The following is a 25,521-nucleotide window of genomic DNA, read 5'->3' on the forward strand; positions in this document are numbered from 1 at the left end:
GCGCTCCGGGCAGTAATTTCGTGTGACACCAATGCTTGGAAAGCGTCACAGTGCCAGCGCTCTAGGCGCGCCAAATGGTCGCCGCAAGCGGTCGCGCGCGGGTCAGGCGGCGAGCGCCTCCATGGTCAGGCGAAGCGAACGCTCCCGCGCCTCCGGATCGAAGGTCGAACCTGCGCAGACGATCTCGTCCGCACCGGTGCGCGCCACGAATGCGTCGATCCTTTCGCGTACCGTGGCAGGCGCGCCCACGGCGCTCGCCTGTCCCAGATGCTGGAGCATCCGCCGGGCCGGGTCAGGAAGGGTTTCCTCGTAGTCGCGGATGGGCGGCGGCAGCTTGCCGGGGCTGCCCGTACGAAGCCTGACGAAGGATTGCTGCTGCGAGGATGCGAGATAGCGGGCTTCCTCGTCGGTTTCGGCCGCCATCACCGTCATCGCGGCCATGACGTGGGGCTTTTCCAGCGCTTCGGAGGGCCGGAAATCGCGCCGATAGACCGCCAACGCGGCATCAAGATGGTCGGGCGCGAAATGGCTGGCAAAGGCGTAGGGCAGCCCGAGCTGCGCTGCGAGTTGCGCCCCGAACAGGCTGGAGCCGAGCATCCACATCTCGATATTGGCGCCGAGACCGGGAGTGGCGCGGATCGGAAGATCGATGTCGCCCGTCAGGAGCGCGCGCAATTCCACGACGTCCTGCGGGAAATTTTCCGCCGCGCCGCGCAGGTCCTTGCGCAGGGCACGCTGCAGGCTGCCATCCGCCCCGGGTGCACGGCCAAGGCCCAGATCAACCCGGTCTGGGAACAGGGCATCGAGCGTGCCGAACTGTTCGGCAATCTGGAATGGCGTATGGTTCGGGAGCATGATTCCGCCCGATCCGATCCGGATGGAAGACGTCGCGTTACCGATGTGCGCGAGCACGACCGAAGTCGCGCCGCCGGCGATACCGTCCATCGCGTGGTGTTCGGCCACCCAGAACCGCTTGTAACCCGTATCTTCCGCCATTCGGGCAAGGGCGGTCGACGCACGCAGCGCTTCGCCCGCGTCGGCGCCTTCGCGCACGGGCACGAGGTCGAGGACGGAAAGGGGCACGGTCACTCCTCGGTTCCCCCTACCGAAAGTTGGGCAAGATAGGCGCGGGCGGACGCCGCGGTTTCGCTGTCGGGCGCGAGAGCCACGGCCGAATCGAAGCTCCTGCGGGCCGCGTCGTCCCGGCCCTGCAACGCAGCGATGACGCCTGCCTCCAGCGCGATTTCGGGATCGGTCCGGTCGAGCTCGGCAGCCCGCTCGATGAAGGCCTGCGCCTGTGCCAGATCGTCGGTTCGCCGTGCCAGCGTCGCAGACAGGAGCCAGACGCTCGCGGCATTCGCGGCGGTTTCGCGCGCGCCGGCAAGCGTTGAAGCGGCAGCGCCGATATCGCCTGCAGCGACTTCCGCCCTCGCCTTGTCGGAAAGGATCTGTCCCGCGAGGTCCTGATCGCCTTCGATTGCCGCAAGCGCGGCGGCGGATTCGAAGGCCGACAGGGCTTCGGCAGAGCGGTCCGCAGACAAAAGGGCGTGCCCGCGCTGCGCGCCGATTACGGCACGCCAGCGGCCTTCATCGAACTCCGACGCAAGCTGCGCCGCCTCGGCAAAGCTGTCCGCGGCGCTGTTCCACTGGGAAAGGTCGGCCTGCGCTATACCGAGACACTGGAGCGAGGCGGCCTTTTCCAGCCCGCGCTGGCTTTCAGCACGGCGGCGGGCGGACTGCACGACCTGTTCCGCCGCTTCGGAGCCCGAAATCACCGGACATGGCGGCAGCGACACCGGGCGCGCTGCGCTATCCTGCCGGACGATCGCGTCGCGGGGATCGGGTGGGGGCACCGACCTGATATCGGCGGGATTGGGGCCGACCTGCATGAGGGCGGCGACGAGAAAACTGGGAATCATGACTACCTCGGCAGGTCACGTGGGCATCGCGGCCAGGGTTCGCAACAGCACTGCGATATCCTCCGTTCGCGACAGACGATGGTCGCCATCCTTGATCAGCGTGACCTGTACATCGTCCGAACGCAGCGCCTGCGCGAGGCGCAGGCTGGTTTCCCAGGGCACGTCGGGATCGTCCTGGCCGTGGATGAGCCGAACGGGGCAGTCGATCGCGACAGGTGACCCCAGAAACCTGTGGTCCTGCGCATCCTGCCAGAAGCGAGCATGGGTCGGCGTCGGCTCGGGGCCGTACGGATTGTCCTCATACACGGTCGATCCTGCTCGAAGTGCAGTCTTCTGCGTGTCGTCGTATCCCCATTCCGAGAAATCAGGCGCCGCTGCGATCCCGACCATGCCGGCAACGCGCGCCTGGAGTGCGAGAGCGACCAGCAGCATCAGCCAGCCGCCCATGGAACTGCCGACGAGCAGGACCGGCCCTTGCACCTGCGCGTCCAAAAGCGAGACGATCTCGTCCCGCCATCCCGACAGGGTTCCGTCCGCGAAATCGCCATCGCTCGAACCGCAGCCGGAATAGTCCAGCAACAGGCAGGCGCGGCCGTGTTCGCGGGCCCAATGCAGGGTCGATGTCGCCTTTCCGCCGTCCATGTCGGACATGTAGCCGGGCAGGAACACGATGGTCGGGCCTTCACCGGCCAGATGGCGAAAGGCGATGCGGCGTCCGCCGGGCAGGGTGTGGAAGCGGATGTCTGTCATGCGGCGCGCATCGGCGTTCCGCACCGCATCATCAAGTCCGAAGCGTCAGTAGATCTCCGGCAGATAGACCGGATCGGACTTCGCCGGCTTGGCGGGTGCTTCGGAAAAACACGCCGAAAGCGCGAGCGCGAAGACAAGGACCAGATATCGCATTGGTACGCTATTCCCCGTCGCGGTCGAAAATCTCTTCGATGGTCATAGCAAATACTTCCGCAATCTTGAAGGCCAATGGTAAAGACGGGTCGTAGCGGCCCGTTTCGATGGCGTTGACGCTCTGGCGACTGACGCCGAGCCGTTCGGCCAGTTCCTGCTGGCTCCAGCTTCGTTCGGCACGAAGCACCTTTAAGCGGTTCTTCATGGGCCTTCTGCCGAAGGTCCGTCGCGGTCGAACAGGAACTGTGCGATCCCCATACCGACGGCCCAGAGCGGGAAGACCCACCAGGCGGGCACGTGCGGTACCGGTGCGAAGGTCTCCAGGAAGCCGTAGATGATGCCCACGACGAGCACGAGCCAGAGTCCGCCGAGTGCGCTGCGACCTATCCGGTGGCGCAGATACTCGTCCGTTTCCGAATTCACGTAGCTGCGGAAGGACAGCGCCATTGCAACGGCCGGGATTGCGGGCAGCATGGCAATCGCGGCCAGCAGGACCGGGTCGTCCGTTTGCTCGAAGAGCACGAGAGCGCCTCCCATTCCGACCAGGTAGAGGCCGGTGGCGATCATGAACCGCTTGATATAGCGCTTCTCCTGCGGCGATCCTTTCCCGGGTCCCGCATCGCGAACTTCCCGCCAATAGGCCGTCGATCGCACGATCGTGAGAACGCTCAGCGCGATCGGGATGGCAAGCAGCACGTAATAGCCGGGCGGCTCGACCGCGCCGCTCGCGCCGAGCGCGAGAATGATCCCTAGACTCGCTCCGGCAAGTCCGGCCAGTGTCCCGGGTGCCTTGCGCTGCGTTTCGATCATGACTCGTACCCTTTCCTTTGTGTAAAGGTCATTTGTCATGATTGGCACACGATGTCAATGGTGCTTTCCAAATTGATTGGCGACCTTGTCGCTCAGGCTGTCTTCCTTCGGTCACGCTTGCGCGCTAATTCCTGCCAATGAGCTTCCCGACCGAACCGCCCGCCCTGGCGATTTCCCGCCGCGACATTTTCCGGCTCGGCGGCGCATCGGCTGCACTCGTCGCCACAGCGCCACTCGCCGCGCAAACCCGCACGGGCTTCACGCACGGCGTGGCCAGCGGGGAGCCGGGTCAGGACAGGGTTCTGCTGTGGACGCGGTTCGTGGGATCGCAGGACACGCCTCTCGACTGGGAGGTGCGGACCAACGATGCCGAGCGAAGGCTCGTTGCCGAAGGCTCCGTCGTCGCGTCGCCGGACAACGACTGGTGCGCCAAGGCGCAGGTGACGGGGCTCGAGCCGGATCGCTGGTACTTCTACCGGTTCACCGCGCCCAATGGCGAGCAGTCCGCCGAGGGGCGCACGCGCACCTTGCCGGCAGGGGAAACGGCGGCGTTCCGGATGGCTGCCTTCAGTTGCTCGAATCTCGGCTTCGGTTGGTTCAACGCCTATCGCCACGCGGCCGAGACGGGCGATTTCGACCTCGCGCTGCACTTGGGCGACTATTTCTATGAATACGCGCCCGGGACCTATCCCGACGACGAGCGGCGCCTGCCCGAACGAACGGTCTACCCAGAGACCGAAACCGTAGCGCTCGCCGATTATCGCCTGCGTCATGCGGCCTATCGCGACGATCCCGACCTTCAGCGCCTGCACCAGATCGTGCCCTGGATCATGGGCTGGGACGATCACGAGAGCGCGAACGACAGCTGGACCGGCGGGGCGGAGAACCACCAGCCCGACAGCGAGGGTGAATGGTCCGCGAGGAAGCGCGCCGCGATGCGGGCATACCGCGAATGGCTGCCGGTGTCCGACAACCCGTGGGAAGCCTACGACATCGGTGATCTGGCAACGCTCTTCCGACTGGAAACCCGGCTGGAGGCCCGCTCTGAGCAATTCAGCCTCTCGACGATACTGGAAGGCAATGCGACGCCGGAAGAGGCGGCGGCCGCGCTCACGAGTTTTCGGGACGGCGATTATCGCGATCCGGCGAGGACGGTCCTGGGCAGTGCGCAGGAAGCGTGGCTCGCCTCGGGCCTCTCCCGTTCGCGGAGCGAAGGGAAGACTTGGCAAGTGCTGGTCCAGCAGGTGCTGATGGGCAAGGTGGCCAGCCCCGAACGACTGCTGGAGCCGCTGACGCAGGCCGCGCCCGAAGCGGTCCGGCCGCGACTGCTGGCCGCGATCCTCGCGAGCAAGGCGGGGCTCCCGCTCAACATGGATGCCTGGGACGGATATCCGGCTGCGCGCGATCGGCTGCTCGATGCCGTCCTGGCGGCCGACGCCAACCTGATTTCGCTGGCGGGCGACACGCACAACGCATGGGCGTTCGACCTCACCCACAGGGGCGAAGCGGCAGGCATCGAGTTCGCGGTGCAGGGGGTGACGTCGCCGGGCCTCGAGACCTATCTCGACCCGCTGCCGCCGGAAACGCTTGCCCGCGCGCTGGTGCAGCGCAATCCGGAACTGCAGTGGATGGATGCGAGCCAGCGCGGCTACATGGTCGTCGAACTGACGGCGTCGAGTGCAAGCTGCGAGTGGCGGTTTGCCGGGACCATCCGACAGCGCACCAGTCGCCTTGCCGGAACCAGCCGCCTTTCCGCGGAGGCCGGTCGGAACGCGCTGACGGTTTAACCGGACGCCAATCTTTCCCCGCTATCCGCTAGACGGGATTTTTGGGGGAGATGCAGGTGCGCACGATGATCGGTCTGGCCCTGGCAGGCGCTGCCGGGGGTGGCATTTACATGACCGGCGCTGCCGGTTCGCAGGGCGAATATTACGAGCGGCCCCCGACGGAGATCGAGAACTCGCTCAAATCCATGCGCATGCCGGACGATTTCGGCGGTCCGACATCCGCCACGTCCGCGCTGCAGCGCCGGGCGTCGGAACCCGGCACCGTGAAGTGGGTGCTGATCGAAAACCGTTACCCGGTCGCGGAAATCCTCGCCACCGTCGCTCCGGAAGGATCCGGCGCGCGCGTGTCGGTCGATTTCGAACTGACCGACCAGATGCCGCAGGAGATGCGGGACAGCGAATTCGTCAACGACGTCGCCGAGATCGTGGTTCTCGAGCAGATCGATGCCACGATCGAGCAGCGCGAATTCGATGCCCGCACGATCATGGCCAAGCTGGCCGGCAAGGTCTGGTCGGACCCAGCAACGCTCGAACGCTACAAGAAGTCGATCGAGGATCTCGAGAATGCGGAGATGAGCCCTGCTGCCAAGGAGCGCCTGCTTCGCGAGCACGACTTCTACGCTGACGAGGCGACCGGTAGTTCGTCGGAATGGGGCGAGCATACGTCCTTCGAATAGGCGCTTCGTTCTTGCGCGGGGCGTAGGCCGCCCCTAGCTTGCGGGCCATGGCGAACGGATTTCCCATCACGACTACGACCACCCCGGGCTCCCGGGGGCGGTCGGTCGCGGGCTGAGGCCCGGCCCCGCCACCCGGCTTCGGGTGGCGCGGCGTTTGCTCCCGAAACCGGTTTCCCTTCCCACGCCGCATCTTGCGGGTATGCTCGGCATTCGCCAAAGCGCCCGCGACGAACGGACGGTGGACACAATGACGGAACTGCTCAAGATCAGCCTGCCCGACGGGTCGGTGCGCGAACTGGAACGGGGTGCGACCCCGGCCGATGTCGCTGCCGCGATCGGTCCCGGCCTTGCGAAAGCGGCGCTGGCGGCCCGCGTCGACGGCGAGCTGCGCGACATCAACCGCCCCTTCGAAGGGGATGCGCAGCTGGAGCTGGTGACCAGCAGGGATGTCGATGAAGCGCTCGAACTGGCGCGGCACGACTATGCACACGTACTGGCCGAGGCGGTGCAGAACCTGTTCCCCGGAACGCAGATCACTTTCGGTCCGGCAACCGATGACGGCTTCTATTACGACTTCGCACCCGCCCCCGATCGCGGTCCGTTCACCGACGACGACCTGCCGACAATCGAGGAGGAGATGCGTCGCATCATCGCCGCCGATACGCCGCTGGAGCGCGAGGTGTGGACTCGCACGCAGCTGATCCAGTGGTTCAAGGACCATGGCGAGACCTTCAAGGCCGAGTGGGCGGCCGAACTTCCCGAGGGCGAGGAACTGACGGTCTATCGCCAGGGGGAATGGCTGGACATGTGCCGCGGCCCGCACCTTGCCAGCACCGGCAAGCTGGACCCGCAGGCGTTCAAGCTGACGCGCGTGTCCGGCGCCTACTGGCGCGGCGACCAGAAGAACGCGATGCTGAGCCGCATCTACGGCACCGGCTGGCTCAACAAGAAGCAGCTGAACGAGCACCTCCACCGGATGGAGGAAGCCGCCAAGCGCGACCACCGCAAGCTGGGCCGCGAGATGGACCTGTTCCACCTGCAGGAAGAAGCGCATGGCAGCGTGTTCTGGCATCCGCAGGGCTACAAGATCTGGCGCCAGCTGGAAGCCTATATGCGCCGCAAGATGGACGGCGCGGGCTATCGCGAGATCAAGACCCCGCAGGTGATGGACGCGCGCCAGTGGGAGCAATCCGGACACTGGGGCAAGTATCGCGAGAACATGTTCGTCATTCCCGACGAGGTGCCCAATACGGAGGACGAAGGCGAGCTGGTGTCCAAGGACGCCGACTGGATGGCGCTCAAGCCGATGAACTGCCCCGCGCACGTGCTGGTCTTCAAGCAGGGCATCACCTCCTATCGCGACCTGCCGATCCGGCTGGGCGAGATGGGCTGCTGCCACCGCAACGAACCGCACGGCGCGCTGCACGGGCTGATGCGCGTGCGCCAGTTCACGCAGGACGACGCGCACATCTTCTGCACCGAGAAACAGGTGGTCGAGGAAGTGCGCGCCTTCATCGAACTGGCGGACAGCGTCTACAAGGATTTCGGCTTCAGCTACGCCATCAAGCTCGCGCTGCGGCCGGAACAGCGATTCGGCTCCGATGCGGACTGGGACAAGGCGGAACAGGAAATGCGCGACGCCGTGGCCGAGGCGGGCATGGCGAACGACGACTACGGCTGGGAAGAGCTGCCGGGCGAGGGGGCGTTCTACGCGCCGAAGCTCGAATGGCACCTGACCGACGCCATCGGGCGCACCTGGCAGGTCGGCACGATCCAGGGCGATCGCGTCCTGCCCGAACGGCTCGATGCGACCTATGTGGGCGAGGATGGCGAGAAGCACCGCCCGGTGATGCTCCACCGCGCGATCTTCGGTAGCTACGAACGGTTCATCGGCATCCTGATCGAACATTTCGCCGGTCGCCTGCCCGTCTGGCTCGCCCCGACGCAGGCGGTGGTCGCCACCATCGTCTCGGACGCGGACGACTATGCCAACGAAGCGCTGGCCAAGCTGCGCGCGGCCGGCATCCGTGCCGAAGCGGACCTTCGCAACGAGAAGATCAACTACAAGGTGCGCGAACACAGCCTCGCCAAGGTCCCGCAATTGCTGGTCGTCGGCAAGCGCGAGGCGGAGGAAGGCACCGTCGCGGTTCGCACACTGGGCGAGAAGGAACAGCGCGTCTTGCCGCTGGACGAGGCCATCGCGGCCCTGCGCGAAGCGGGAACGCCGCCGGACCTTCGGGACTGACGCTTGGACGTACTGGCCGGTTTCACCGCGTGGCAGCTGGCCGCGGCGCTCGGCACGGGTCTTGTCGCCTCCTTCATCCGCGGGCTGGCGGGGTTCGGGCTGGCGATCATCCTCGTGCCGGTGCTGGCGCTCGCGCTGACCCCGGTCGAGGCGGTGCTGACCACCAATGTCGTCGCGATGCTGATCGGCGGGGTCGAACTGCCCCGGCTGCTGCGCGAGGCGGAGCGCAGCGTCTGGTTCATCATCGGGGCGGTCCTGCTGACCACCTTGCCCGGCCTCGTCCTGCTTGCGGCGACCCCGCCCGACATCGCGCGCGTGCTGATCGCGCTGGTGGCCCTGTCCGCCTTCTTCGCGGTCCTGTTTCCCGTGCGCGAGGCGACGCAGCCCGGGCCGCTCACCACCGGATTGACGGGGGCGGCCACCGGCATATTGACGGGATTTGCTGGCATGCCGGGGCCGCCGGTCGTCCCCTATTACGTGGGGCGCGCCATTCCGCGGCAAGTCGCGAAAAGCTCCATGCTGCTGATCTTCACCGTGGCGGCGGTCATCGGGATCGCCTCCGGCGTGGCGATCGGGGAAATGGAATGGCGGCTGGCCCTGCTGGGCGCGATGCTTTTGCCTATCGTGTTGTTCGGCACATGGCTGGGCCGCCGTGCCGACGGCTACATTTCGGACCGGGTCTGGCGGGGCTTCGTCGGGCTGGTCCTGGCCGCGGCGGCACTGGCCGCGATCGCCAAGCTGTTCGTCTAGACCATCAGGGCAATCGGCACGCCAGCGCGGGCTTTACGCGTCGCGTTGCTCGTCATCGGGTGCGGCCGCATGCGTGGTGGCGTTCTCGTTCTGCGCGGTGACGATGCCGGCGCCTGCCGAAACGACGAACAGGATGCCGAGACCGGCGGCGAACAGCTTGCGGGTGAAACGCATGGACAAATCCTCATCTGTCCCCTCGTTTTCAGATACGCACGAGATCGTGTCCCGGGTGTGGCGGGGAGGCCGGCCGCCCGCCGATTATCGCTTATCCGACACGGCCCGGCGATTCCGTCACGGATTCAGGCTGAGGCGGGCATCTGCTGGCTGGCGCAATGGAAGCCGCCGCCGCCCGCCAGCACGGCATCCGCCGGCACGCCGATCGCGGTCCGTCCCGGGAACAGCGCATCCAGCGCTTCGACGGCCGCATCGTCCTGCGCCACGCCGAAAGTGGGGACGATGACGCAATGCGTCGCGATGGCGAAATTGGCGTAGCTCGCCGGTTCCACCATGTCGCCGCGCGTCACCAGGCCGGGGGAGGGGATGCGGATTACGTCCACGCCGAAGGCCCCGGCCCGCGCCGCGGCATCGGCATAGATTCCGGCGTTTGGATCGTCCGCGCCCGACGGTTCGGCCAGCACGAGCGTGTTCGGGGCCACGAAGCGGGCGAGATTGTCGACATGCCCGTCGGTGTGATCGTTGAGGAGGCCGTCGCCCAGCCACAGCACCCGGTCGAAGCCGAGGTCGCGTTCGAGCCGCGCCTCGATGTCCTCGCGCGTCAGATGCGGATTGCGATTGGGATTGAGCAGGCATTGCTCGGTCGTCACGACGAGGCCGGTGCCGTCACCGTCCACGGCGCCGCCTTCCAGGATCCAGTCGGACGTCTCCAGCGCAATACCCAGGTCGCCGGCAAGTTCGGCGCCGATGGTCCGGTCGCCCGGCATTTCGTATTTGCCGCCCCAGCCATTGAAGCCGAACCGGCGGGCCTGTCGGGCGGTGCCGTCGCGCACGATCAGCGGCCCCGTGTCGCGCAGCCAGATATCGCCGTATGCGCGCCTCTCCAGCACGACATTGCCCGACACGAGCGACTTCGCGCGTGCCTCGTTCGCGGCGTTGCGGACCAGAAGCCGCACTTCCTGCCCGGTTTCGGCCACCGCGTTGGCGAAGGCGGCGATCTGCTCCTGCGCGCGATCGAGATAGCCGGGCCACTCGTCCGCATCGTGCGGGAAGCCGATCCACAGCCAGTCCTGCGGTGCCCATTCGGGCGGCATGCGAAAGGTCATGGCGTGTCTTCGGCGTGGCTCAGCAGCCGCCTTCGGCAGCGCAGGCCTCGTCGCGGACGGCGCGGAATTCGTCGCCCTCGTTCCAGTTAGGCCAGCTGGTGCTGTTGGCCATCATGCGGCCCAGGCGATAATAGAGCTGCAGGTCCTGCATGACGCCGGACCAGTCCCAGTTCTCGTCGAACTCGTCCTTCGGACCGTGATAGCGGTTGGCACGGTATTCGTCGGCAATCGCCTTGCCCGCGGTCCGGCCGCCATCCTTCAGGTCCTCTCCCCCGTCGATATAGAGCATCGGCACGCCGAGCTTGGCGAAGGCGAAGTGGTCGGAGCGGTAGTAATAGCCGGCCTGCGGTTCGGGATTGGGCGTAGCGACGCGCCCGTCCGCCTTCAGCGCGGCGTCGAGGAACTGGTCGAGCTGCGACTTGCCCGGACCGACGACGGTCACGTCGTTGCTGGGACCGGCGACCAGGAAGGCGTCCATGTTGATGCCGCCGACCGTTTGGTCGAGCGGGAAGACCGGGTTCTGCGCGTAATAGTGTGCGCCCAGCAGGCCCGATTCCTCGGCGGTCACGGCCAGGAACACGAGGCTGCGATCGGGTGCGCCGGCCTTGGCATGCGCCTCGCCCAGAGCGACCAGCGCGGCCGTCCCGGTGGCGTTGTCCACCGCGCCGTTGCAGATGTCGTCCCCGTCATCGGCCGGGGTGCAGCGGCCCAGATGGTCCCAGTGCGCGGTGTGCATGACATATTCGTCGGGCCGTTCGGCGCCTTCGAGCATGGCGATCACGTTCTGCGATTCGAACTTGCGCACATCGTTGCTGAAGGCGGTGGAGGCCGTGATGCCCAGCGGCACCGGCTTGAACCCAGGCTGCTTCGCCGCGGCGACCAGCGCATCGAAATCCTGTCCGGCCGCTTCCACGATCTGGCGCGCGACCTGGTTCTGCACCCAGCCGTTCATCTGCGTGCGGGGCGGGGCGTTGGCGCCGTATTGCGGATAGGCCTGCGGTCCGGACCAGCTCGATTCGACTACGTTCCAGCCGTAGGAAGCCGGTTCGGTATCGTGGACCACCAGCGCGGCCGCCGCGCCCTGCTCGCCCGCTTCCTCGAACTTGTAGGTCCAGCGCCCATAATAGGTCATCGCGCGGCCGTTGAAGGTGCCTTCCAGCCCGTCCGATTCCCAGTCGGGATCGTTGACGAGGATGACGGCGGTCTTGCCCGCCATGTCGACGCCTTCGTAATCGTTCCACTCGCGTTCGGGCGCGTTGATGCCGTAGCCCACGAAGACGAGCTCGCTGTCCTCCAGACTGCTCTGCGCTTCCTCGCGGTAGGTGACACCGACCCAGTCCTCGGCGAAGTCGAAGCTCAGATCGACCCCGTCGCCCGCGATCGTGAGCGGCGCGTAATCGCGGCCCGTGATCTCGACCAGCGGGACCTTCTGTACCCAGCTGTCGCCATTGCCCGGCTGCAGGCCGGCCGCCTTGAATCGCTCGATCAGCAGGGCGACGGTCTTCTCCTCGCCCACCGTGCCCGGCATGCGGCCCTCGAACGCGTCGCTGCTCAGTTCGCGCGTAATGTCGACCATGGTCGCTTCGTTCAGGTCACCATCCTCGACCTCCGGGATGTCGAGCGATGCGGTCGGCTCCTCCCCGGCCTCGCCGGGCATCTGGCAGGCGGAAAGCGACATCAGCGTCGCGGCGGCGAAGGCAAGGCGAATTCTCATGGGGCGGACATCCTCTGTTCTGCGCGCGAACGGGTCGATGCGTTTGGCAGATGCGGGGCTTTTTGCAATTTGCCGGGCTTGTCGCAAGGGGGCGGGACGGGCAGGACGCCAGACGATGGAGACGAACTGGGCAGACGCGGTGGCGCGGGCGAGACGCAATTCGCCCTTCCTCTCCCGCGCGCTCGACCGCCAGCCAGAGCTTGCCGGCCTGCTCGAGGCAGGCGACGGCGACGCCGCCCTCGCTTGGGCCGGGCAGGCAGGACACGGCATAGACGATGTCGGGGTCTCGCTCCGGCGAGAGCGGCTGGCGCTGGCGACCGCACTGGCGATCGGGGACCTGGCGGGCGCTTTCTCGCTGGCGGACGTGACGGGCCGGCTGTCGGATTTCGCGGACCGGGCGCTGGAACGGGCCATCGGCGCGGCGATCGCCCGCCGGGTGCCGGATGCCGACACCGGGGTCGGCATCACGGGTTTCATCGCGCTGGCACTGGGCAAGCACGGGGCGTGCGAGCTCAACTACAGCTCGGACATCGATCCCATCCTGCTCTACGACCCGGAAACGCTTCCGCGCGCGAAGCGCGACGAGCCGGGCGAAGCGGCGCAGCGTTACGCGCGCGACGTCGTGCGAATTCTGTCGGAGAACACGGAGGAAGGCTACATCTTCCGGGTCGATCTTCGCCTGCGCCCCGCATCGGAAGTCAGCCCGCTGGCGATTTCGCTCAACGGTGCGATCTCGCACTACGAATCGAGCGCCCTGCCGTGGGAACGGGCGGCGTTTATCCGGGCGCGGGTCGCGGCAGGAGATCGCGCAGCCGGGGAGGAGTTCCTCGACACGATCGAATCCTTCGTCTGGCGGCGGAGCCTCGATTTCGGGGCGATTGAGGAGATCGGCCGTCTCACCGAACGGATCCGGACCGACCATTCCGGACCCCGCACCGTGGGCCCCGGCTTCGACGTCAAGAAGGGCCGCGGCGGCATCCGTGAAGCAGAGTTCTACGCCCAGACGCACCAGCTGATCCATGGCGGGCGCAACGAGGCCCTGCGCCTGCGCGGCACGCGTCAGACGCTGGATGCCCTGGCCGCAGCAGACATCATCGGCGCGGACGATGCACGCGACGTGGGCGAGGCCTACGAGGGCCTGCGCACGATCGAGCACCGCATCCAGATGCTCGACGACCGCCAGACCCACTCGATACCGGACAAGGACCGGCTCGACGCGCTTGCCTCGCTTTCGGGTTACGACACGCCTGCGAGCCTGCTCGCGGAGGTGGAGAGGCTGACCGCCGCTGTCGGAAAGCGCTTCGATCGCCTGCTCGATGCCGCGGCCAGCGATTCCGAGGGACTGAAGGTCGACGAGAAGCTCGTGGATCGCCTGCGCACGGCAGGGTTCGACAAGGCGGACGAGCTCGCCGAGCGAATCGAGCGTTGGCACGGCGGTGGTGTACGATCGCTGCGAAGCGAGGCGGCCCAGACCGCGCATGCGGCGCTATTGCCGGACCTGATCGAGGCGTTCGGCCAGGCGCCCGATCCCCGGCGTGCGCTGCTGCGCTGGGGCGAGCTGCTCGAAACCGCGCCCAGCGCGATCAACCTGCTGAAACTGCTGGAAGCGCGGCCGGCCCTGCTGGGGCAGCTGGTCGGGATCATCACTCTCGCGCCGCCACTCGCCGCACAGCTGGGGCGCAGGCCCGTCCTGTTCGACGCGCTGATCGACCGCAGCGCTCTCGACCTGCCCGGAGACGTCGAATCGCTGGAGCGCAAGATGGCGACCGACGGGGATTACGAGGACCAGCTCGACCGTCTGCGCATCGTGACCAACGAGACGCGCTTCGCACTGGGCGTACAGCTCGTTGAACAGGCTCACGACCCGCTCGAGATCGCGGAGGCGCTGGCGCGGCTGGCCGAAGCCGGACTGCGCGTCGCGGCGCGAGCCGCGGAACGGGAGTTCGCGCGCAAACACGGCCGCATCGGGGGGGCGGAGTTGCTGATCGTGGGTCTGGGCCGGCTCGGGGGACGGGCGCTGACCCATGCATCGGATCTCGACATCGTGTTCCTATTCACCGGCGATTTCGCGCGCGAATCCGATGGCGATCGGCCCCTGGGCGCCACGCTCTACTTCAATCGGCTCGCCCAGCGGATTGTCGCCGCGCTCAGCGTGCCGACCGCGGAGGGTGCCCTCTACGAAGTCGATACGCGGTTGCGACCGCAAGGGGCGCAGGGTCCGCTGGCGGTCAGTGTCGAGAGTTTCGAGCGCTACCAGCTCGAACGCGCGTGGACGTGGGAACACATGGCGCTGACCCGGGCGCGGGTGCTGACCGGATCAGACACAGCACGGCGCGATGTCGAACAGGTCATCGAAGGTGTCCTGTGCCGCAGCCGCGACGCGGGTGAACTGCGCGATGCCGTCCTCGCGATGCGGTCGGAGATGGCGCAGCACAAGGCGGCGCGCGGGAAACTGGACGCGAAGCTTCTGCGCGGTGGCCTGGTCGATATCGAGTTCCTGACCCATTTCCTGCAGCTGCGGGAGGAAACGGCGCAGCGACCCGAGCTCGAAAAAGCGATCGCGCGACTGGTGGAACAGGGACTGGTCGGTAGGGGCGTGGCCGATGCCCATGCCTTGATGACCCGCCTGCTGGTTTCCGCGCGCCTCATCGCGCCCGACCTGTCCATGCCGCGAGCCTCGGCCGCGCGAGTCCTGGCGAACCTGTGCGGTCAGCCCGATCCGCTGACCCTGCTGGAGGCACTGGACCGGGCCCGCCGGGATGTCGCAGAGGCATGGCAGGAAATTTTCGGCGAACCACTGGAGATCGAGACATGAGCAAGACTTACGAGGCGGGCGACGAGATGCCCGATATCGCGATGCAAGGCGTCGACGGATCGACTATCAAACCGTCCGACTATCGCGGTCGCAAGCTGGTGCTGTTCTTCTATCCGAAGGACAATACGCCCGGCTGCACGAACGAGGCGAAGGATTTCAGCGCTTTGAAACCGCAATTCGAGCAGGCGGGCGCGGCCATACTGGGGATCAGCAAGGATTCGGCGAAGAAGCACCAGAATTTCATCGCCAAGCATGGCCTCTCGGTCGACCTGGCGACGGACGCGCAGGAGGACGGCCTGTCCGACACGCTCGGTATCTGGACCGAGAAGCAGATGTACGGGAAGACCTTCATGGGCATGGTCCGCACGACATATCTCGTGGACGAAGACGGCCGGATCGCGGGAGTGTGGCCCAAGGTGAAGGTGAAGGACCACGCCGCTGACGTACTCGAAGCGGTCGAAGCCATGTAACGCTTGCCGACAGGCAAGGGGGGTGTTCCGACCGAAATCGGCCCTCCAGGTACGCGCGAGGTGTCGGGAAAGTTTACAGAACCTTTATTTTCGGGAGCGTGTGGTCGAGCGGCGAAACGACTCAACCCGTTAAAGGGCCAGCCCATCGCTCGCATCCGGTGCGCCTGTTGCATCGGAAACGAACCTCACGTTACCCCACAATCACCGAAGCGGAGGATCGTTCCCGTTTCGGTCTGATTGGGGTCGGCCCCGCTCTATCGGGGCAGGTCGGCCGGGAAGACGGGACAGAGTTTTATATATGGTCGCTCGGACATTTGGTCGCACTCTTGGAATGTGCCTGGCTGCAGCAGGACTATCTTTCACCGCCACGCCGGCATTTGCCGAAGACGATCCGGACGCCGGTTCGGTAGTGGTCATGGCGGCTGACTCCGCCTCCGACGCCACCCGCCCCCTGCCCCCGGTCAAGGATGTGGTCGAACTGGGCAACGACGCGCAGTTTTCCGAACTCTTCGCCAAGTGGAAGGATCTCGACACGAAGGGCGCCGACGGCCAGTCCGTCACGGCGACCGACGTTCGCCAGCTCGCCGCGATGAACATGCCCGCGGCCACGCCTTCGCTGATGCCGATCGCCACCGCCACGCTGACCAGCGGATACGGCATGCGCGACCATCCCGTGCTGCGCCGCCGCGCCAACCACAAGGGGGTGGACCTTGCCGCAGCGACCGGCACGCCGATCTACGCCACGGCCGACGGTACGGTGAGCCGCGCCAATTACTCGGGCAGCTACGGCAATGTCGTCTATATCGAGCATGCCGGCGAGATGCAGACCCGCTACGCCCACATGAGCCGCATCGCCACCGCCGACGGCGCGCAGGTGAAGAAGGGTGACCTTATCGGCTATGTCGGATCCACCGGCCGTTCCACCGGTCCGCACCTGCACTACGAAGTCCGCATTTCCGGCCGCGCGGTCAATCCGGTCCCGTACATGAAGGACACGCATTCGCACGGCGAACTCGCCCTGGTCGAAGGCGAGGGCGGCCGCGGCGGCGATTGATCCGCGGCGCCCGCGAGAGGGCAACGAAACGGTTTCACGAAGGGCGCCGGTACGAACCGGCGCCCTTTTTGCTTGCGGGCCGCCGGTGCAGCTTTAGGCTTCCTGCCAGGTGCGACGCCATGACGTCGGGGGGGAAGAGGACAGCATGCATCCGATACTTCACGCACAATCGCGTCCGGACCGGCCCGCGGTCATCATGGGCGGCTCCGGCGAGACGGTAACCTATGGCGAGCTCGACCGGCGGGCGAACCGCGTGGCGCATTTCCTGCGCGCGCAGGGGCTGGCGGCGGGAGACGGCTTCGCGATCCTGCTGGAGAACCGGGCCGAGTATTTCGACCTCGTCTGGGGATCGCAGCGGGCGGGCACCGTGCTGGTCCCGATCGCGACGCGGCTGGCGGCGCCGGAGATCGCCTACATCCTGCAGGACAGCGGCGCGAAGCTGCTGGTGACCTCGCGCCAGTTCGAGCATCTGCTGGCAGGGGTTAGGGAGGCATGCCCGGACCTGCCGATCCACGTGCTGGGCGGTACGCCGGACCTGGCGGACGACCTCGCCAAACAGTCCGCCGATCCCATCGACGATCCCGCGCCCGGCCTGAACATGGTCTATAGCTCAGGAACGACTGGCCAGCCCAAGGGCGTGCGCCCCGCACCGCCCGCCGAACCCGAAGTGACCGCAGGAACGCCGCTGGTCGGCCTTGCGGTGATGGGCGCCGGGATGCCGGCCGACGGGGACATGACCTACCTCTCGCCCGCCCCGCTCTACCACGCGGCGCCGCTTGCCTGGAGCAGCACGGTGCAGCGGCTCGGCGGGACGGTGGTCGTCATGGAGAAGTTCGATCCCGAGCAGGCGCTCGCCCTGATCGAGCGGCACCGCGTCACGCACAGCCAGTGGGTGCCGACCCATTTCGTGCGGATGCTCAAGCTGCCCGACGACGTGCGCACGCGCTACGACCTTTCCAGCCATCGCAGCGCGCTCCATGCCGCCGCGCCCTGCCCGGTGCCGATCAAGCGGGCGATGATCGACTGGTGGGGCCCCATCATCACCGAATACTACGCCGGGTCCGAAGGCATCGGCATGACGCTGGCCCGCTCTGCGGAATGGCTGGAGCGGCCCGGCACGGTCGGGCGCCCCATCTACGGCAAGCTGCATGTCTGCGGGCCGGACGGGGCGGAACTGCCGCCGGGCGAGGACGGGCTGATCTATTGCGAGGTCGACGTCATGCCGACCTATCACAACGATCCCGCCAAGACGGCCGAGGCGATGCATCCCGAAGGCTGGATGACCATCGGCGACATCGGCCACGTGGACGAGGACGGGTACCTCTTCCTGACCGACCGCAAGAGCCACATGATCATCAGCGGCGGGGTCAACATCTACCCGCAGGAGATCGAGAACCTCCTGATCAGCCACGACAAGGTGATGGATGCCGCCGTGATCGGCGCGCCCGATCCCGATTTCGGCGAGAAGGTCGTCGCCGTGGTCCAGCCGGTGGACATGGCGGAAGCAGGTGAGGCGCTGGAGGCGGAGCTGCGCGCCTATCTCGACGGGCGGCTGGCGGCGTTCAAGATGCCCCGCCTGTTCGACTTCCGCCCGGAACTCCCGCGCGAGGCGAACGGCAAGCTCTACAAGCGCGAATTGCGAGACGAGTTCGCCCGCGCCGCGGAGCAGGACACCGGGTAACGCCCGGCAGGCGGGCGGGACATGGACCGCCCGATGCCTTTCGAACGAAATCCCCGGGGGCCGGGAAAGTCCCGCAATTCCGCGGGTTTGCGGCGAGCGGCGGCGAGCAACCCGTGGCCTTTGCGATCAGGCGAAAGTCACACCGGAGTGACCTTCCCATGCGCCGGCGAGGTCCGGGCAAGCAGGATGCGACGAGTGAGAAAGAACGCCTGCGCCCCTACCACCGCCTCCGGCATGTAGGACAGCGCGAAATACGTCGGGGGCAGCGGCGGCCCGGATGGAGCCACGGCCCGTCCGGCGCACCGGGTAATTCTCCCGTGCGGCCAGCGCGTTGTTGGCAAGCGCATACGCGGCGCTAGAAGCGGTGGGGAAGGGGAGTGTTTGAGTGGACATCGCAGGCTATCTCGAAGAAATCACGGACATCTATGCCAGCGGCGACGCGACGGAGCACAGCTACCGCGCGCCCCTGCAGCGATTGTTCGAAAGCATCGACGACAGCGCCCGCGTCATCAACGAACCCAAGCGTTCCGAAGGCGGGATGCCGGATTTCCTGTTCCACCGCGACGGCGTGCCGTTCGGCTGGGCGGAAGCGAAGGACCTGCCGAAGGATGTCGTCAAGCTGAAGGGCTACAGCGTCGAGCAGCGCAAGCGCTACGAGGCGGCCTATCCCAACCTGATCTACACCAACGGGGTGGACTTCGAATTCATCCGCGAGGGCGAGGTGATCCACCATACCTCCATCGCCTCGTTCCTGGGCGATCTGGGCAAGCTGCAGCCGCTCCCGGAAACCTTCGCTGACCTCGAGCGCCACTTGCGCCTGTTCGCCGCGGAACAGCCGATCAGCATCCGCAGCGCGAAGCGGCTGGCGGAAATGATGGCCAGCAAGGCGGCGATCATAAAGGGCGAAGTCGACATCGCCTTGAAGGACGATCCCGAATTCCAGACCACGCTGGGCCGCCAGTACACGGTGTTCAAGCAAAACCTGCTGCCCAACCTGACGCCTGAAGAATTCGCGGACCTTTACGCGGAGACCATTACCTACGGCATGTTCGCGGCCCGCCTGCACGATACGCGGACGCCGGAGGATTTCACCCGCAGCGAGGCGCTGGAACTGCTGCCCAAGTCGAACCCGTTCCTGCGCGGTCTTTTCCAGACCATCGCCGGATACGATCTGCCCGAATGGCTGCGCTACGCGGTGGACGACCTCGTGGCGGTGCTGCGCGCCAGCCGGCCGCACGACCTGTTCAAGGACTTCGGCCAGTTCACTGCCCGCAACGATCCCTTCATCCACTTCTACGAGACGTTCCTGGCGGAATACAATCCGAAGAAACGCAAGGCGCGCGGGGTCTGGTACACGCCGGAACCGGTGGTCGATTTCATCGTGCGGGCGGTTGACGATGTGCTGAAGTCCGAATTCGGCATCGCGGACGGGCTGGCCGATACGCAGAAGGTGACGGTGGACTGGGATACCGGTCAGGACGATCCGAAAACCGGCAAACCGCGCACGATCCGGCGTGACGTTCACCGCGTGCAGATACTCGATCCCGCGACGGGCACGGGCACTTTTCTGGCGAAGACGGTGCAGACCATTGCCGACCGGGTAAAGCCGCGCGCGCCGGGGCAATGGTCCCGCTACGTGGAGCGGGACCTGCTGCCGCGCCTGCACGGTTTCGAACTGCTGATGGCCAGTTACGCCATGTGCCACATGAAGCTGGACATGCAGCTGACCGAAAGCGGATATACGCCCAGCACCGGCAAGCCGCCGGAGGACTGGCCCACTGGCAAGCAATGGCCCCCGCGCCTCTCCGTCTGGCTGACCAACGCGCTGGAGCCCGCCGAGCGCGAGGTGAAGGACCTCTTCGCGCTACAGGCGCTGGCCGACGAAGCGCGCGGCGCGGGTGATGTGAAACGGCAGACGCCGATCATGTGCGTGATCGGAAACCCGCCGTATTCCGGTGAAAGCGCCAATAAGGGCAAGCACATCATGGGGCTGATGGAAGCCTACAAGATGGAGCCGGGAGGGAAGGAACGGCTAAAGGAGCGCAATCCGAAATGGATCAACGACGATTACGTTAAGTTCATCCGCATGAGCGAGGAGTTGATTGCCAAGAACCCGTCAGGCGGGGTGCTCGGCTTCATCACCAATCACGGCTATCTCGACAACCCGACCTTTCGCGGGATGCGCTGGCACTTGCTCAAGACCTTCGACAAGATTTGGGTGCTGGACCTGCACGGCAACGCCAAGAAGAAAGAGGTGAGCCCGGACGGTTCGCCGGACAAGAACGTCTTCGATATCCAGCAGGGTGTGGCGCTGATCGTCGCGGTTAGGAAAGGCGAGGGCAGCGATAAACTGGCGGAGGTCTGGCATGGAGACTTGTGGGGAAGTCGGCACGCGAAGAGCCAATCACTCGATAAGAATTTGCTCTCTCTATCTAGCACCGAGCTTGAGGCCCAGCCCTATAACTTTCCATTCGTGCCGCGCGATTGGGCCTTGAGGGAACGGTACGAAGAAAGCTTCGCAGTTAACGACCTTCTTCCCATCAACTCGGTCGGTATCGTTACGGCTCGTGATGCACTGGTGATTGACGGCAGTCGATCAGAATTATGGAAGCGTTTACAAACGTTTTCTCTTAACGAAACAGAATCTTTGCGCGAACAGTTTCGGCTGGGGAATGACGTCAGAGACTGGCGAGTTGAATGGGCGCAAAAAGATGTTCGGGCTAATCTTGATAGATCAAAGATTGTTCCAATTGCATACCGACCTTTCGACAGCCGATGGACGTTTTACACCGGTAATTCACGGGGTTTTATGTGCTATCCCCGGCACGAAGTTATGCGTCAAATGCTACGTGACAACTTGTCGCTCATGTCGCCGCGACAAGCCATCCAAGGCGGCGCTCCTTATTCTCATGTCACAGTCATCGATGAGATTGTCGATAACCGATACGTTTTCTCCAACAAGGGTATAGCCCAGCAATTCCCGCTTTACCTTTATCCCGACGAAGACATTGATCAATCGGACGCGCTCGCCCCCAAGCAACGCGCCGTCAATTTCGACCCCAAGCTCTACGCCGCCATCTGCAAGGCCGCCGGGATCGATCCTGCCGACCAGGCCGGCCCGGAGGACGATTTCCGCGCGGCGACCGGCGATGCGCGCCCGTCGGAGGTCAAGGTGTTCGACTATATATACGGCGTGCTGCACTCGCCCGATTACCGCGCGACATTCGCCGAATTCCTGAAGATCGACTTTCCGCGCATCCCTTATCCCGCCAGCCCGGACGTATTCCACCATGTCAGCGAAAAGGGCGAGGTGCTGCGCCGCCTGCACCTTATGGAACCCGCCGTCATCGGAGAGGCGCTCTATCCCTTCGCGGGTGACGTGCCGGAAGGCGAGGAGGACAGCGTCGTTGCCGCAGGGCATCCGAAATTCGTGTCACAGACAAGCGGGTCAGGGTCCACGGTGGGCCGCGTCCATATCAACGCGCAACAGTATTTCGACAGCGTACCGGAAACCGCGTGGGAGTTCCATATCGGCGGATACCAGCCGGCCCAGAAATGGCTGAAGGATCGCAAGGGCCGCACGCTCTCCTACGAGGACCTCAACCACTACATGCGGATCGTCAAAATCCTGCTCGAAACGGATCGGATCATGCGGGAGATCGAACTGCCGCTGGAATCGGGGACGTAGCAGCGGTTCTCGTCTGGCAACCGCGCCGGCGACTGCCTTGAAATCGCTCATGCACCCAATCTGTCACATCGCAGTCCACCCCGAATTCCGCCGGCAAAAGGCCCGAATTTCCTTCCCTATTCCGGACCTGTCTGGCATATGAATGGCATGGGCAAAGCGGGGAAAATCAAGGCGTCCGGGGGGACCGGGGCGAATCCGTGAGCTTGCTTGCCGACCATAACCTGCCCTTTGCCGTCGCGCTCGCATTCATGGCGCTGCTCGCGCTGGTGCAGGCCATCGGGCTCGATTTCGGTGGGGATGCCGATGCGGACATGGACCTGGACGCGGACGGCGATCTGGAAGGCGGCAGCGCGATGCCCGATGGCGGGATCGGCGCGGCGGCGGCCAGCATGCTCGGCCTGGGGCGGGTCCCGATTACCGTGTGGCTGGCAGTGTTCCTGTTCGTGTTCGCAGCGCTCGGCGTCGGTATCCAGGGGTTTGCGACCAGCCTGACCGGCGGCCCGCTCGACCGGTGGCTCGCCGCGCTGTTCGCGGCCGGCGCGGCCCTGCCGGTCACCGGCGTGGTGGTCAGGCCCATCGGGCGGATATTGCCGAAGGACGAGACCAGCGCCGTCACGCTCGACACTCTTGTCGGACGCCGGGCGGAAATCGTGACCGGCACCGCCCGCCATGCGTCCCCGGCGCGCGGCCGCGTGATCGACGCGTTCGGCCATCCGCACCACGTCATGATCGAGCCGCACGCGAAGGACGGGCAGATCGTGGAAGGGGAGCAGGTCCTGCTGGTCCGCCGCGAAGGCGAGTTGTTCTTCGGGCAGGCCCTCGAAACGCGCAACCTTTCGCCGGCGCGATGACCCGGATCGACATTTATACGCTGCACCCTTGCCGCATCACGGAGGATGAATGGAAAACCTGACCGACATTGCGATCTGGGCCGGCTCCGCGCTGTTCCTGTTCCTGCTGATCGTGTTCACGATCACCCGGCTCTACCGCCGGGCGAGCAAGGAAACCGCCTTCGTGCGCACCGGCTTCGGCGGGGAGAAGGTCGTGATGAACGGCGGCGCGCTGGTCCTGCCGGTGCTGCACGAGACGATGCCGGTCAACATGAACACGCTCGTCCTGTCGGTGATCCGGCGCGATAGCGAGGCGCTGATCACGCTCGACCGGCTGCGGATCGACGTGAAGGCGGAGTTCTACGTCCGCGTGCGGCCCGATGCGGGCGCGATCGCCATGGCGGCGCAGACGCTGGGCCAGCGGACCATGCAGCCGGAAATGCTGAAGGATCTGGTCGAAGGCAAGTTCGTCGACGCGCTGCGCTCGGTCGCGGCGGGCATGAGCATGAACGAGTTGCACGAGCAGCGGGCCGATTTCGTGCAGAAGGTGCAGCAGGTCAGTTCCAACGACCTCGCCATGAACGGGCTGGAGCTCGAATCGGTCTCGCTCACCGGGCTCGACCAGACCAGTATCGAGCATTTCAACGCCAACAACGCCTTCGACGCCGAGGGCCTGACCAAGCTGACCGAGCAGATCGAGGCGCGCAAGAAGCTGCGCAACGATATCGAGCAGGACACGCGCGTGCAGATGGAAGCGAAGAACCTCGAGGCCGATGCGCGCAGCTTCCAGATCAGCCGCGACACCGAATATGCCCGGCTGGAGCAGGAGCGCGAGGTCGAGGTGCGCCGCGCCGCGCAGATGTCGGAAATCGCCAGCCAGCAGGCCGAACGCCAGCGCGAGGCCGATGCCGCACGGATCGAAGCGAAGAAGCTGGTCGATGCGCAGCAGATCGAAGCCGACCGGCTGGTCGAGGAAGCTAGGATCGACCAGGTCCGCGCGCTCGAGATCGCCCGGCAGGAACAGCAGATCGCCGTGCAGAACAAGAGCCGCGAGGAAAGCCAGGCCAAGGCCGAAGCGGACGAGGCCCGTGCCAAGGCGGTCCAGGCCGAAGAACAGGTGGCGACCGCGCGCGAAAGCGAAATCGCCGAACGACAGAAGAAGATCGAGCTGATCGAAGCGGCCAAGCAGGCCGAGCGCGACGCGATCAAGATCAAGGTCGATGCCGAGGCCGAGCGTGACGCGGCAGCCAACCGCGCCGAGGCGATCCGCCGCGAGGCCGAGGGCGAGGCGGAAGCGGAAAAGCTGCGCGCGGAAGCCGCGCGGGTGCGCTTCGAAGTCGAAGCCGCGGGCCAGCGCGCCATCAACGAGGCCGCCAACATCCTGTCGATGGACCAGATCAGCCTACAGACGAAGCTCGCGCTGCTGAAAGTTCTGCCGGAGCTGGTGCGCGAAAGCGCCAAGCCGATGGAAGCGATCGATTCGATCAAGATCGTCCAGGTGGACGGCCTCACGAACGGCGGCCGCAGCGCGGCGGACGGGTCCGGTGTGCACAATGGCGGCGGCAGCGGCGGCAACCTCGCCACCGATGCGGTCAGCGCGGCCCTCGCCTACCGGGCACAGGCGCCGGTCCTCGACGGGCTGATGAAGGAGCTGGGCCTCGACGGCAGTTCGCTGGGCGGACTTGTGCGCGAAGCGGCCAGCGATGCGAACGGCAAGGACGCGAAGCCGTCCCGCACCGAAGGCAAGCCCAGGTCCGAAACGCCTTCGCGCGCACTGTCCCAGCGCAAGGAGGACCGGCCCTCCGAAGCGAAGTCCAAATCCGACGGAAAGGATGCGCCGGATGGCAAGTCCGAGGCGTTGTCCGACTGACGGTTAGCGCAAGCGGTTCGATAGCGGCCGGGGATGGGCGGTTGCCCGCAAGTCCATCCCGGCCACCGGTCCGGCCGGCCTAGCCCAGCAGGCGCCGGGCGATGGCCCTGACCTCGTCGCCCATGTCCTCGCGCTCCATGGCGAGGGCGAGGGTGGCTTCGACGAAGCCGGTCTTGCTGCCGCAATCGTAGCGGCGGCCGTCGAAGGTGACGGCGTGGAAGGGCTGGGTGCCGATCATGCGGGCCATCGCGTCGGTCAGCTGAATCTCCCCGCCGGCGCCCTTTTCCTGGTCTTCCAGCACCCGCATCACTTCGGGCTGCAGGATATAGCGGCCCGAGACGATCTTGTTCGAGGGCGCCTGATCCACCGGGGGCTTTTCCACCAGCCCGGTCACTTCGGTGAGCGTGTCCGACACCTGCGCACCCGGGTCGATCACGCCGTAGCTGCTCACTTGGTCGCGCGGGATTTCCAGTACGCTGATAAGGTTGCCGCCGGTCTGCGCGTAGGCATCCACCATCTGCTTCATGCATCCGGTGCCGCCGCCTTGCCTTGCGATCATCAGCTCGTCCGGCAGGAAGATCGCGAAGGGTTCGTCCCCGACGATGGCGCGCGCGCACCAGATCGCATGGCCGAGGCCCAGCGGCACCTGCTGGCGCACGGTGATGATGTCGCCCGGGACGAAGCGGCTCGATTCCAGCACGCCCAGGTCCTTGCCCCGCTCGCGCATCGTGTCCTCGAGCTCGTAGGCGACGTCGAAATGCTCGACGATGGCGGTCTTCCCGCGCCCGGTGACGAAGATCATCTGCTCGATCCCCGCCTCGCGCGCCTCGTCCACCGCGTACTGGATCAGAGGGCGGTCCACGATCGGCAGCATTTCCTTGGGAATGGCCTTGGTGGCGGGGAGGAAGCGCGTGCCGAGACCCGCGACGGGGAAGACGGCTTTCTTGATCGGTTTCGGGCTGCTCATGGCTTCGGGGGTAAGCAGGGGCACGCGGCGCGGCAAGGGCGGACCGCTCGCCTTGCTCAAA

At 65.9% G+C, this 25,521-nt stretch carries 21 protein-coding genes; 11 read left to right on the forward strand and 10 right to left on the reverse strand.

Going from position 1 to position 25,521, the window contains the following annotated elements; translation table 11 throughout:
* Positions 1-102: 102 nt before the first annotated feature.
* The 5 genes from AB1K63_RS11125 to AB1K63_RS11145 form a co-directional block, all read right to left on the reverse strand.
* Positions 103-1,083, reverse strand: a complete 981-nt coding sequence (locus tag AB1K63_RS11125) for an LLM class flavin-dependent oxidoreductase (RefSeq protein ID WP_366960215.1) — start codon at positions 1,081-1,083, stop codon at positions 103-105.
* A gap of 2 nt (positions 1,084-1,085) precedes the next feature.
* Positions 1,086-1,919 (reverse strand): hypothetical protein, encoded by an 834-nt coding sequence (locus tag AB1K63_RS11130; protein WP_366960216.1) that lies wholly within the window; start codon positions 1,917-1,919, stop codon positions 1,086-1,088.
* 15 nt (positions 1,920-1,934) lie between these two features.
* Entirely contained in the window at positions 1,935-2,669 is a 735-nt protein-coding gene (locus AB1K63_RS11135; RefSeq protein ID WP_366960217.1) for an alpha/beta hydrolase, read from the reverse strand.
* Positions 2,670-2,829: 160 nt separating this feature from the next.
* Complete coding sequence (locus tag AB1K63_RS11140) at positions 2,830-3,027, reverse strand: helix-turn-helix transcriptional regulator (RefSeq protein WP_366960218.1); 198 nt, start codon at positions 3,025-3,027, stop codon at positions 2,830-2,832.
* Positions 3,024-3,632: a hypothetical protein gene (locus AB1K63_RS11145; RefSeq protein ID WP_366960219.1), complete on the reverse strand. Its 609-nt coding sequence runs from the start codon at positions 3,630-3,632 to the stop codon at positions 3,024-3,026. The genes AB1K63_RS11140 and AB1K63_RS11145 overlap by 4 nt, the downstream gene beginning before the upstream one ends.
* Positions 3,633-3,769: 137 nt before the next feature.
* Here AB1K63_RS11145 and AB1K63_RS11150 point away from each other — a divergent pair, with 137 nt between their 5' ends.
* The 4 genes from AB1K63_RS11150 to AB1K63_RS11165 all read left to right on the forward strand — a co-directional run bounded on the left by AB1K63_RS11150 (position 3,770) and on the right by AB1K63_RS11165 (position 9,091).
* Complete coding sequence (locus AB1K63_RS11150; protein WP_366960220.1) at positions 3,770-5,419, forward strand: alkaline phosphatase D family protein; 1,650 nt, start codon at positions 3,770-3,772, stop codon at positions 5,417-5,419.
* 65 nt (positions 5,420-5,484) lie between these two features.
* Entirely contained in the window at positions 5,485-6,096 is a 612-nt protein-coding gene (locus tag AB1K63_RS11155; protein ID WP_366960221.1) for a hypothetical protein, read from the forward strand.
* A gap of 247 nt (positions 6,097-6,343) precedes the next feature.
* Positions 6,344-8,341, forward strand: coding sequence for a threonine--tRNA ligase (gene thrS, locus AB1K63_RS11160; protein WP_366960222.1), 1,998 nt, complete (start codon positions 6,344-6,346; stop codon positions 8,339-8,341).
* 3 nt (positions 8,342-8,344) lie between these two features.
* Entirely contained in the window at positions 8,345-9,091 is a 747-nt protein-coding gene (locus AB1K63_RS11165) for a sulfite exporter TauE/SafE family protein (RefSeq protein WP_366960223.1), read from the forward strand.
* Positions 9,092-9,124: 33 nt separating this feature from the next.
* On the opposite strand, the gene AB1K63_RS11170 is transcribed toward AB1K63_RS11165, so the two are convergent.
* The 3 genes from AB1K63_RS11170 to AB1K63_RS11180 all read right to left on the reverse strand — a co-directional run bounded on the left by AB1K63_RS11170 (position 9,125) and on the right by AB1K63_RS11180 (position 12,085).
* A complete protein-coding gene (locus AB1K63_RS11170) occupies positions 9,125-9,265 on the reverse strand; it encodes a hypothetical protein (protein ID WP_366960224.1) in 141 nt (46 codons plus the stop codon).
* 125 nt (positions 9,266-9,390) lie between these two features.
* Complete coding sequence (locus AB1K63_RS11175; protein WP_366960225.1) at positions 9,391-10,371, reverse strand: agmatine deiminase family protein; 981 nt, start codon at positions 10,369-10,371, stop codon at positions 9,391-9,393.
* A 19-nt stretch (positions 10,372-10,390) separates the two neighbouring features.
* The gene (locus AB1K63_RS11180; protein WP_366960226.1) at positions 10,391-12,085 is read right to left on the reverse strand and encodes a M28 family metallopeptidase; all 1,695 of its coding nucleotides are present in this window, start codon (positions 12,083-12,085) and stop codon (positions 10,391-10,393) included.
* 115 nt (positions 12,086-12,200) lie between these two features.
* Here AB1K63_RS11180 and glnE point away from each other — a divergent pair, with 115 nt between their 5' ends.
* From glnE to AB1K63_RS11200, 4 genes are all read left to right on the forward strand, one after another.
* A complete protein-coding gene (gene glnE / locus AB1K63_RS11185; protein WP_366960228.1) occupies positions 12,201-14,900 on the forward strand; it encodes a bifunctional [glutamate--ammonia ligase]-adenylyl-L-tyrosine phosphorylase/[glutamate--ammonia-ligase] adenylyltransferase in 2,700 nt (899 codons plus the stop codon).
* The gene (locus AB1K63_RS11190) at positions 14,897-15,370 is read left to right on the forward strand and encodes a peroxiredoxin (RefSeq protein WP_366960229.1); all 474 of its coding nucleotides are present in this window, start codon (positions 14,897-14,899) and stop codon (positions 15,368-15,370) included. The genes glnE and AB1K63_RS11190 overlap by 4 nt, the downstream gene beginning before the upstream one ends.
* Positions 15,371-15,785: 415 nt before the next feature.
* On the forward strand, positions 15,786-16,424 hold the full coding sequence (locus AB1K63_RS11195) for a M23 family metallopeptidase (protein WP_366960230.1): 639 nt from the start codon (positions 15,786-15,788) through the stop codon (positions 16,422-16,424).
* A 145-nt stretch (positions 16,425-16,569) separates the two neighbouring features.
* On the forward strand, positions 16,570-18,105 hold the full coding sequence (locus tag AB1K63_RS11200; RefSeq protein WP_366960231.1) for an acyl-CoA synthetase: 1,536 nt from the start codon (positions 16,570-16,572) through the stop codon (positions 18,103-18,105).
* A gap of 355 nt (positions 18,106-18,460) precedes the next feature.
* Here the strand turns inward: AB1K63_RS11200 and AB1K63_RS11205 are convergent, their stop codons facing one another.
* Entirely contained in the window at positions 18,461-18,838 is a 378-nt protein-coding gene (locus AB1K63_RS11205; RefSeq protein WP_366960232.1) for a hypothetical protein, read from the reverse strand.
* On the opposite strand from AB1K63_RS11205, the gene AB1K63_RS11210 reads away from it, so the two are divergent.
* The 3 genes from AB1K63_RS11210 (at position 18,797) to AB1K63_RS11220 (ending at position 24,493) form a co-directional block, all read left to right on the forward strand.
* Positions 18,797-21,793, forward strand: coding sequence for a type ISP restriction/modification enzyme (locus tag AB1K63_RS11210; protein ID WP_366960233.1), 2,997 nt, complete (start codon positions 18,797-18,799; stop codon positions 21,791-21,793). The two genes, AB1K63_RS11205 and AB1K63_RS11210, sit on opposite strands and share 42 nt — an antisense overlap.
* 197 nt (positions 21,794-21,990) lie before the next feature.
* The gene (locus AB1K63_RS11215) at positions 21,991-22,644 is read left to right on the forward strand and encodes an OB-fold-containig protein (RefSeq protein WP_366960234.1); all 654 of its coding nucleotides are present in this window, start codon (positions 21,991-21,993) and stop codon (positions 22,642-22,644) included.
* 49 nt (positions 22,645-22,693) lie between these two features.
* On the forward strand, positions 22,694-24,493 hold the full coding sequence (locus AB1K63_RS11220) for a flotillin domain-containing protein (protein ID WP_366960236.1): 1,800 nt from the start codon (positions 22,694-22,696) through the stop codon (positions 24,491-24,493).
* Positions 24,494-24,572: 79 nt separating this feature from the next.
* Here the strand turns inward: AB1K63_RS11220 and AB1K63_RS11225 are convergent, their stop codons facing one another.
* Positions 24,573-25,460, reverse strand: coding sequence for a UTP--glucose-1-phosphate uridylyltransferase (locus AB1K63_RS11225; RefSeq protein WP_366960237.1), 888 nt, complete (start codon positions 25,458-25,460; stop codon positions 24,573-24,575).
* Between the last annotated feature and the right edge of the window lie 61 nt (positions 25,461-25,521).

Origin of the sequence: Qipengyuania sp. JC766, assembly GCF_040717445.1 — a bacterium.
Taxonomy (GTDB): Bacteria; Pseudomonadota; Alphaproteobacteria; order Sphingomonadales; family Sphingomonadaceae; genus JC766.

Bases quoted from the DNA above. Each gene is read 5' to 3' on its own strand.
- AB1K63_RS11135 (WP_366960217.1), bottom strand. From the start codon at position 2,669: ATGACAGACATCCGCTTCCACACCCTGCCCGGCGGACGCCGCATCGCC.
- AB1K63_RS11175 (WP_366960225.1), bottom strand. From the start codon at position 10,371: ATGACCTTTCGCATGCCGCCCGAATGGGCACCGCAGGACTGGCTGTGG.
- AB1K63_RS11150 (WP_366960220.1), top strand. From the start codon at position 3,770: ATGAGCTTCCCGACCGAACCGCCCGCCCTGGCGATTTCCCGCCGCGAC.
- AB1K63_RS11145 (WP_366960219.1), bottom strand. From the start codon at position 3,632: ATGATCGAAACGCAGCGCAAGGCACCCGGGACACTGGCCGGACTTGCC.
- AB1K63_RS11155 (WP_366960221.1), top strand. From the start codon at position 5,485: ATGATCGGTCTGGCCCTGGCAGGCGCTGCCGGGGGTGGCATTTACATG.
- AB1K63_RS11140 (WP_366960218.1), bottom strand. From the start codon at position 3,027: ATGAAGAACCGCTTAAAGGTGCTTCGTGCCGAACGAAGCTGGAGCCAG.
- AB1K63_RS11180 (WP_366960226.1), bottom strand. From the start codon at position 12,085: ATGAGAATTCGCCTTGCCTTCGCCGCCGCGACGCTGATGTCGCTTTCC.
- AB1K63_RS11225 (WP_366960237.1), bottom strand. From the start codon at position 25,460: ATGAGCAGCCCGAAACCGATCAAGAAAGCCGTCTTCCCCGTCGCGGGT.
- AB1K63_RS11190 (WP_366960229.1), top strand. From the start codon at position 14,897: ATGAGCAAGACTTACGAGGCGGGCGACGAGATGCCCGATATCGCGATG.
- AB1K63_RS11205 (WP_366960232.1), bottom strand. From the start codon at position 18,838: ATGGTGGATCACCTCGCCCTCGCGGATGAATTCGAAGTCCACCCCGTT.
- AB1K63_RS11130 (WP_366960216.1), bottom strand. From the start codon at position 1,919: ATGATTCCCAGTTTTCTCGTCGCCGCCCTCATGCAGGTCGGCCCCAAT.
- glnE (WP_366960228.1), top strand. From the start codon at position 12,201: ATGGAGACGAACTGGGCAGACGCGGTGGCGCGGGCGAGACGCAATTCG.
- AB1K63_RS11220 (WP_366960236.1), top strand. From the start codon at position 22,694: ATGGAAAACCTGACCGACATTGCGATCTGGGCCGGCTCCGCGCTGTTC.
- AB1K63_RS11170 (WP_366960224.1), bottom strand. From the start codon at position 9,265: ATGCGTTTCACCCGCAAGCTGTTCGCCGCCGGTCTCGGCATCCTGTTC.
- AB1K63_RS11195 (WP_366960230.1), top strand. From the start codon at position 15,786: ATGGCGGCTGACTCCGCCTCCGACGCCACCCGCCCCCTGCCCCCGGTC.
- thrS (WP_366960222.1), top strand. From the start codon at position 6,344: ATGACGGAACTGCTCAAGATCAGCCTGCCCGACGGGTCGGTGCGCGAA.
- AB1K63_RS11200 (WP_366960231.1), top strand. From the start codon at position 16,570: ATGCATCCGATACTTCACGCACAATCGCGTCCGGACCGGCCCGCGGTC.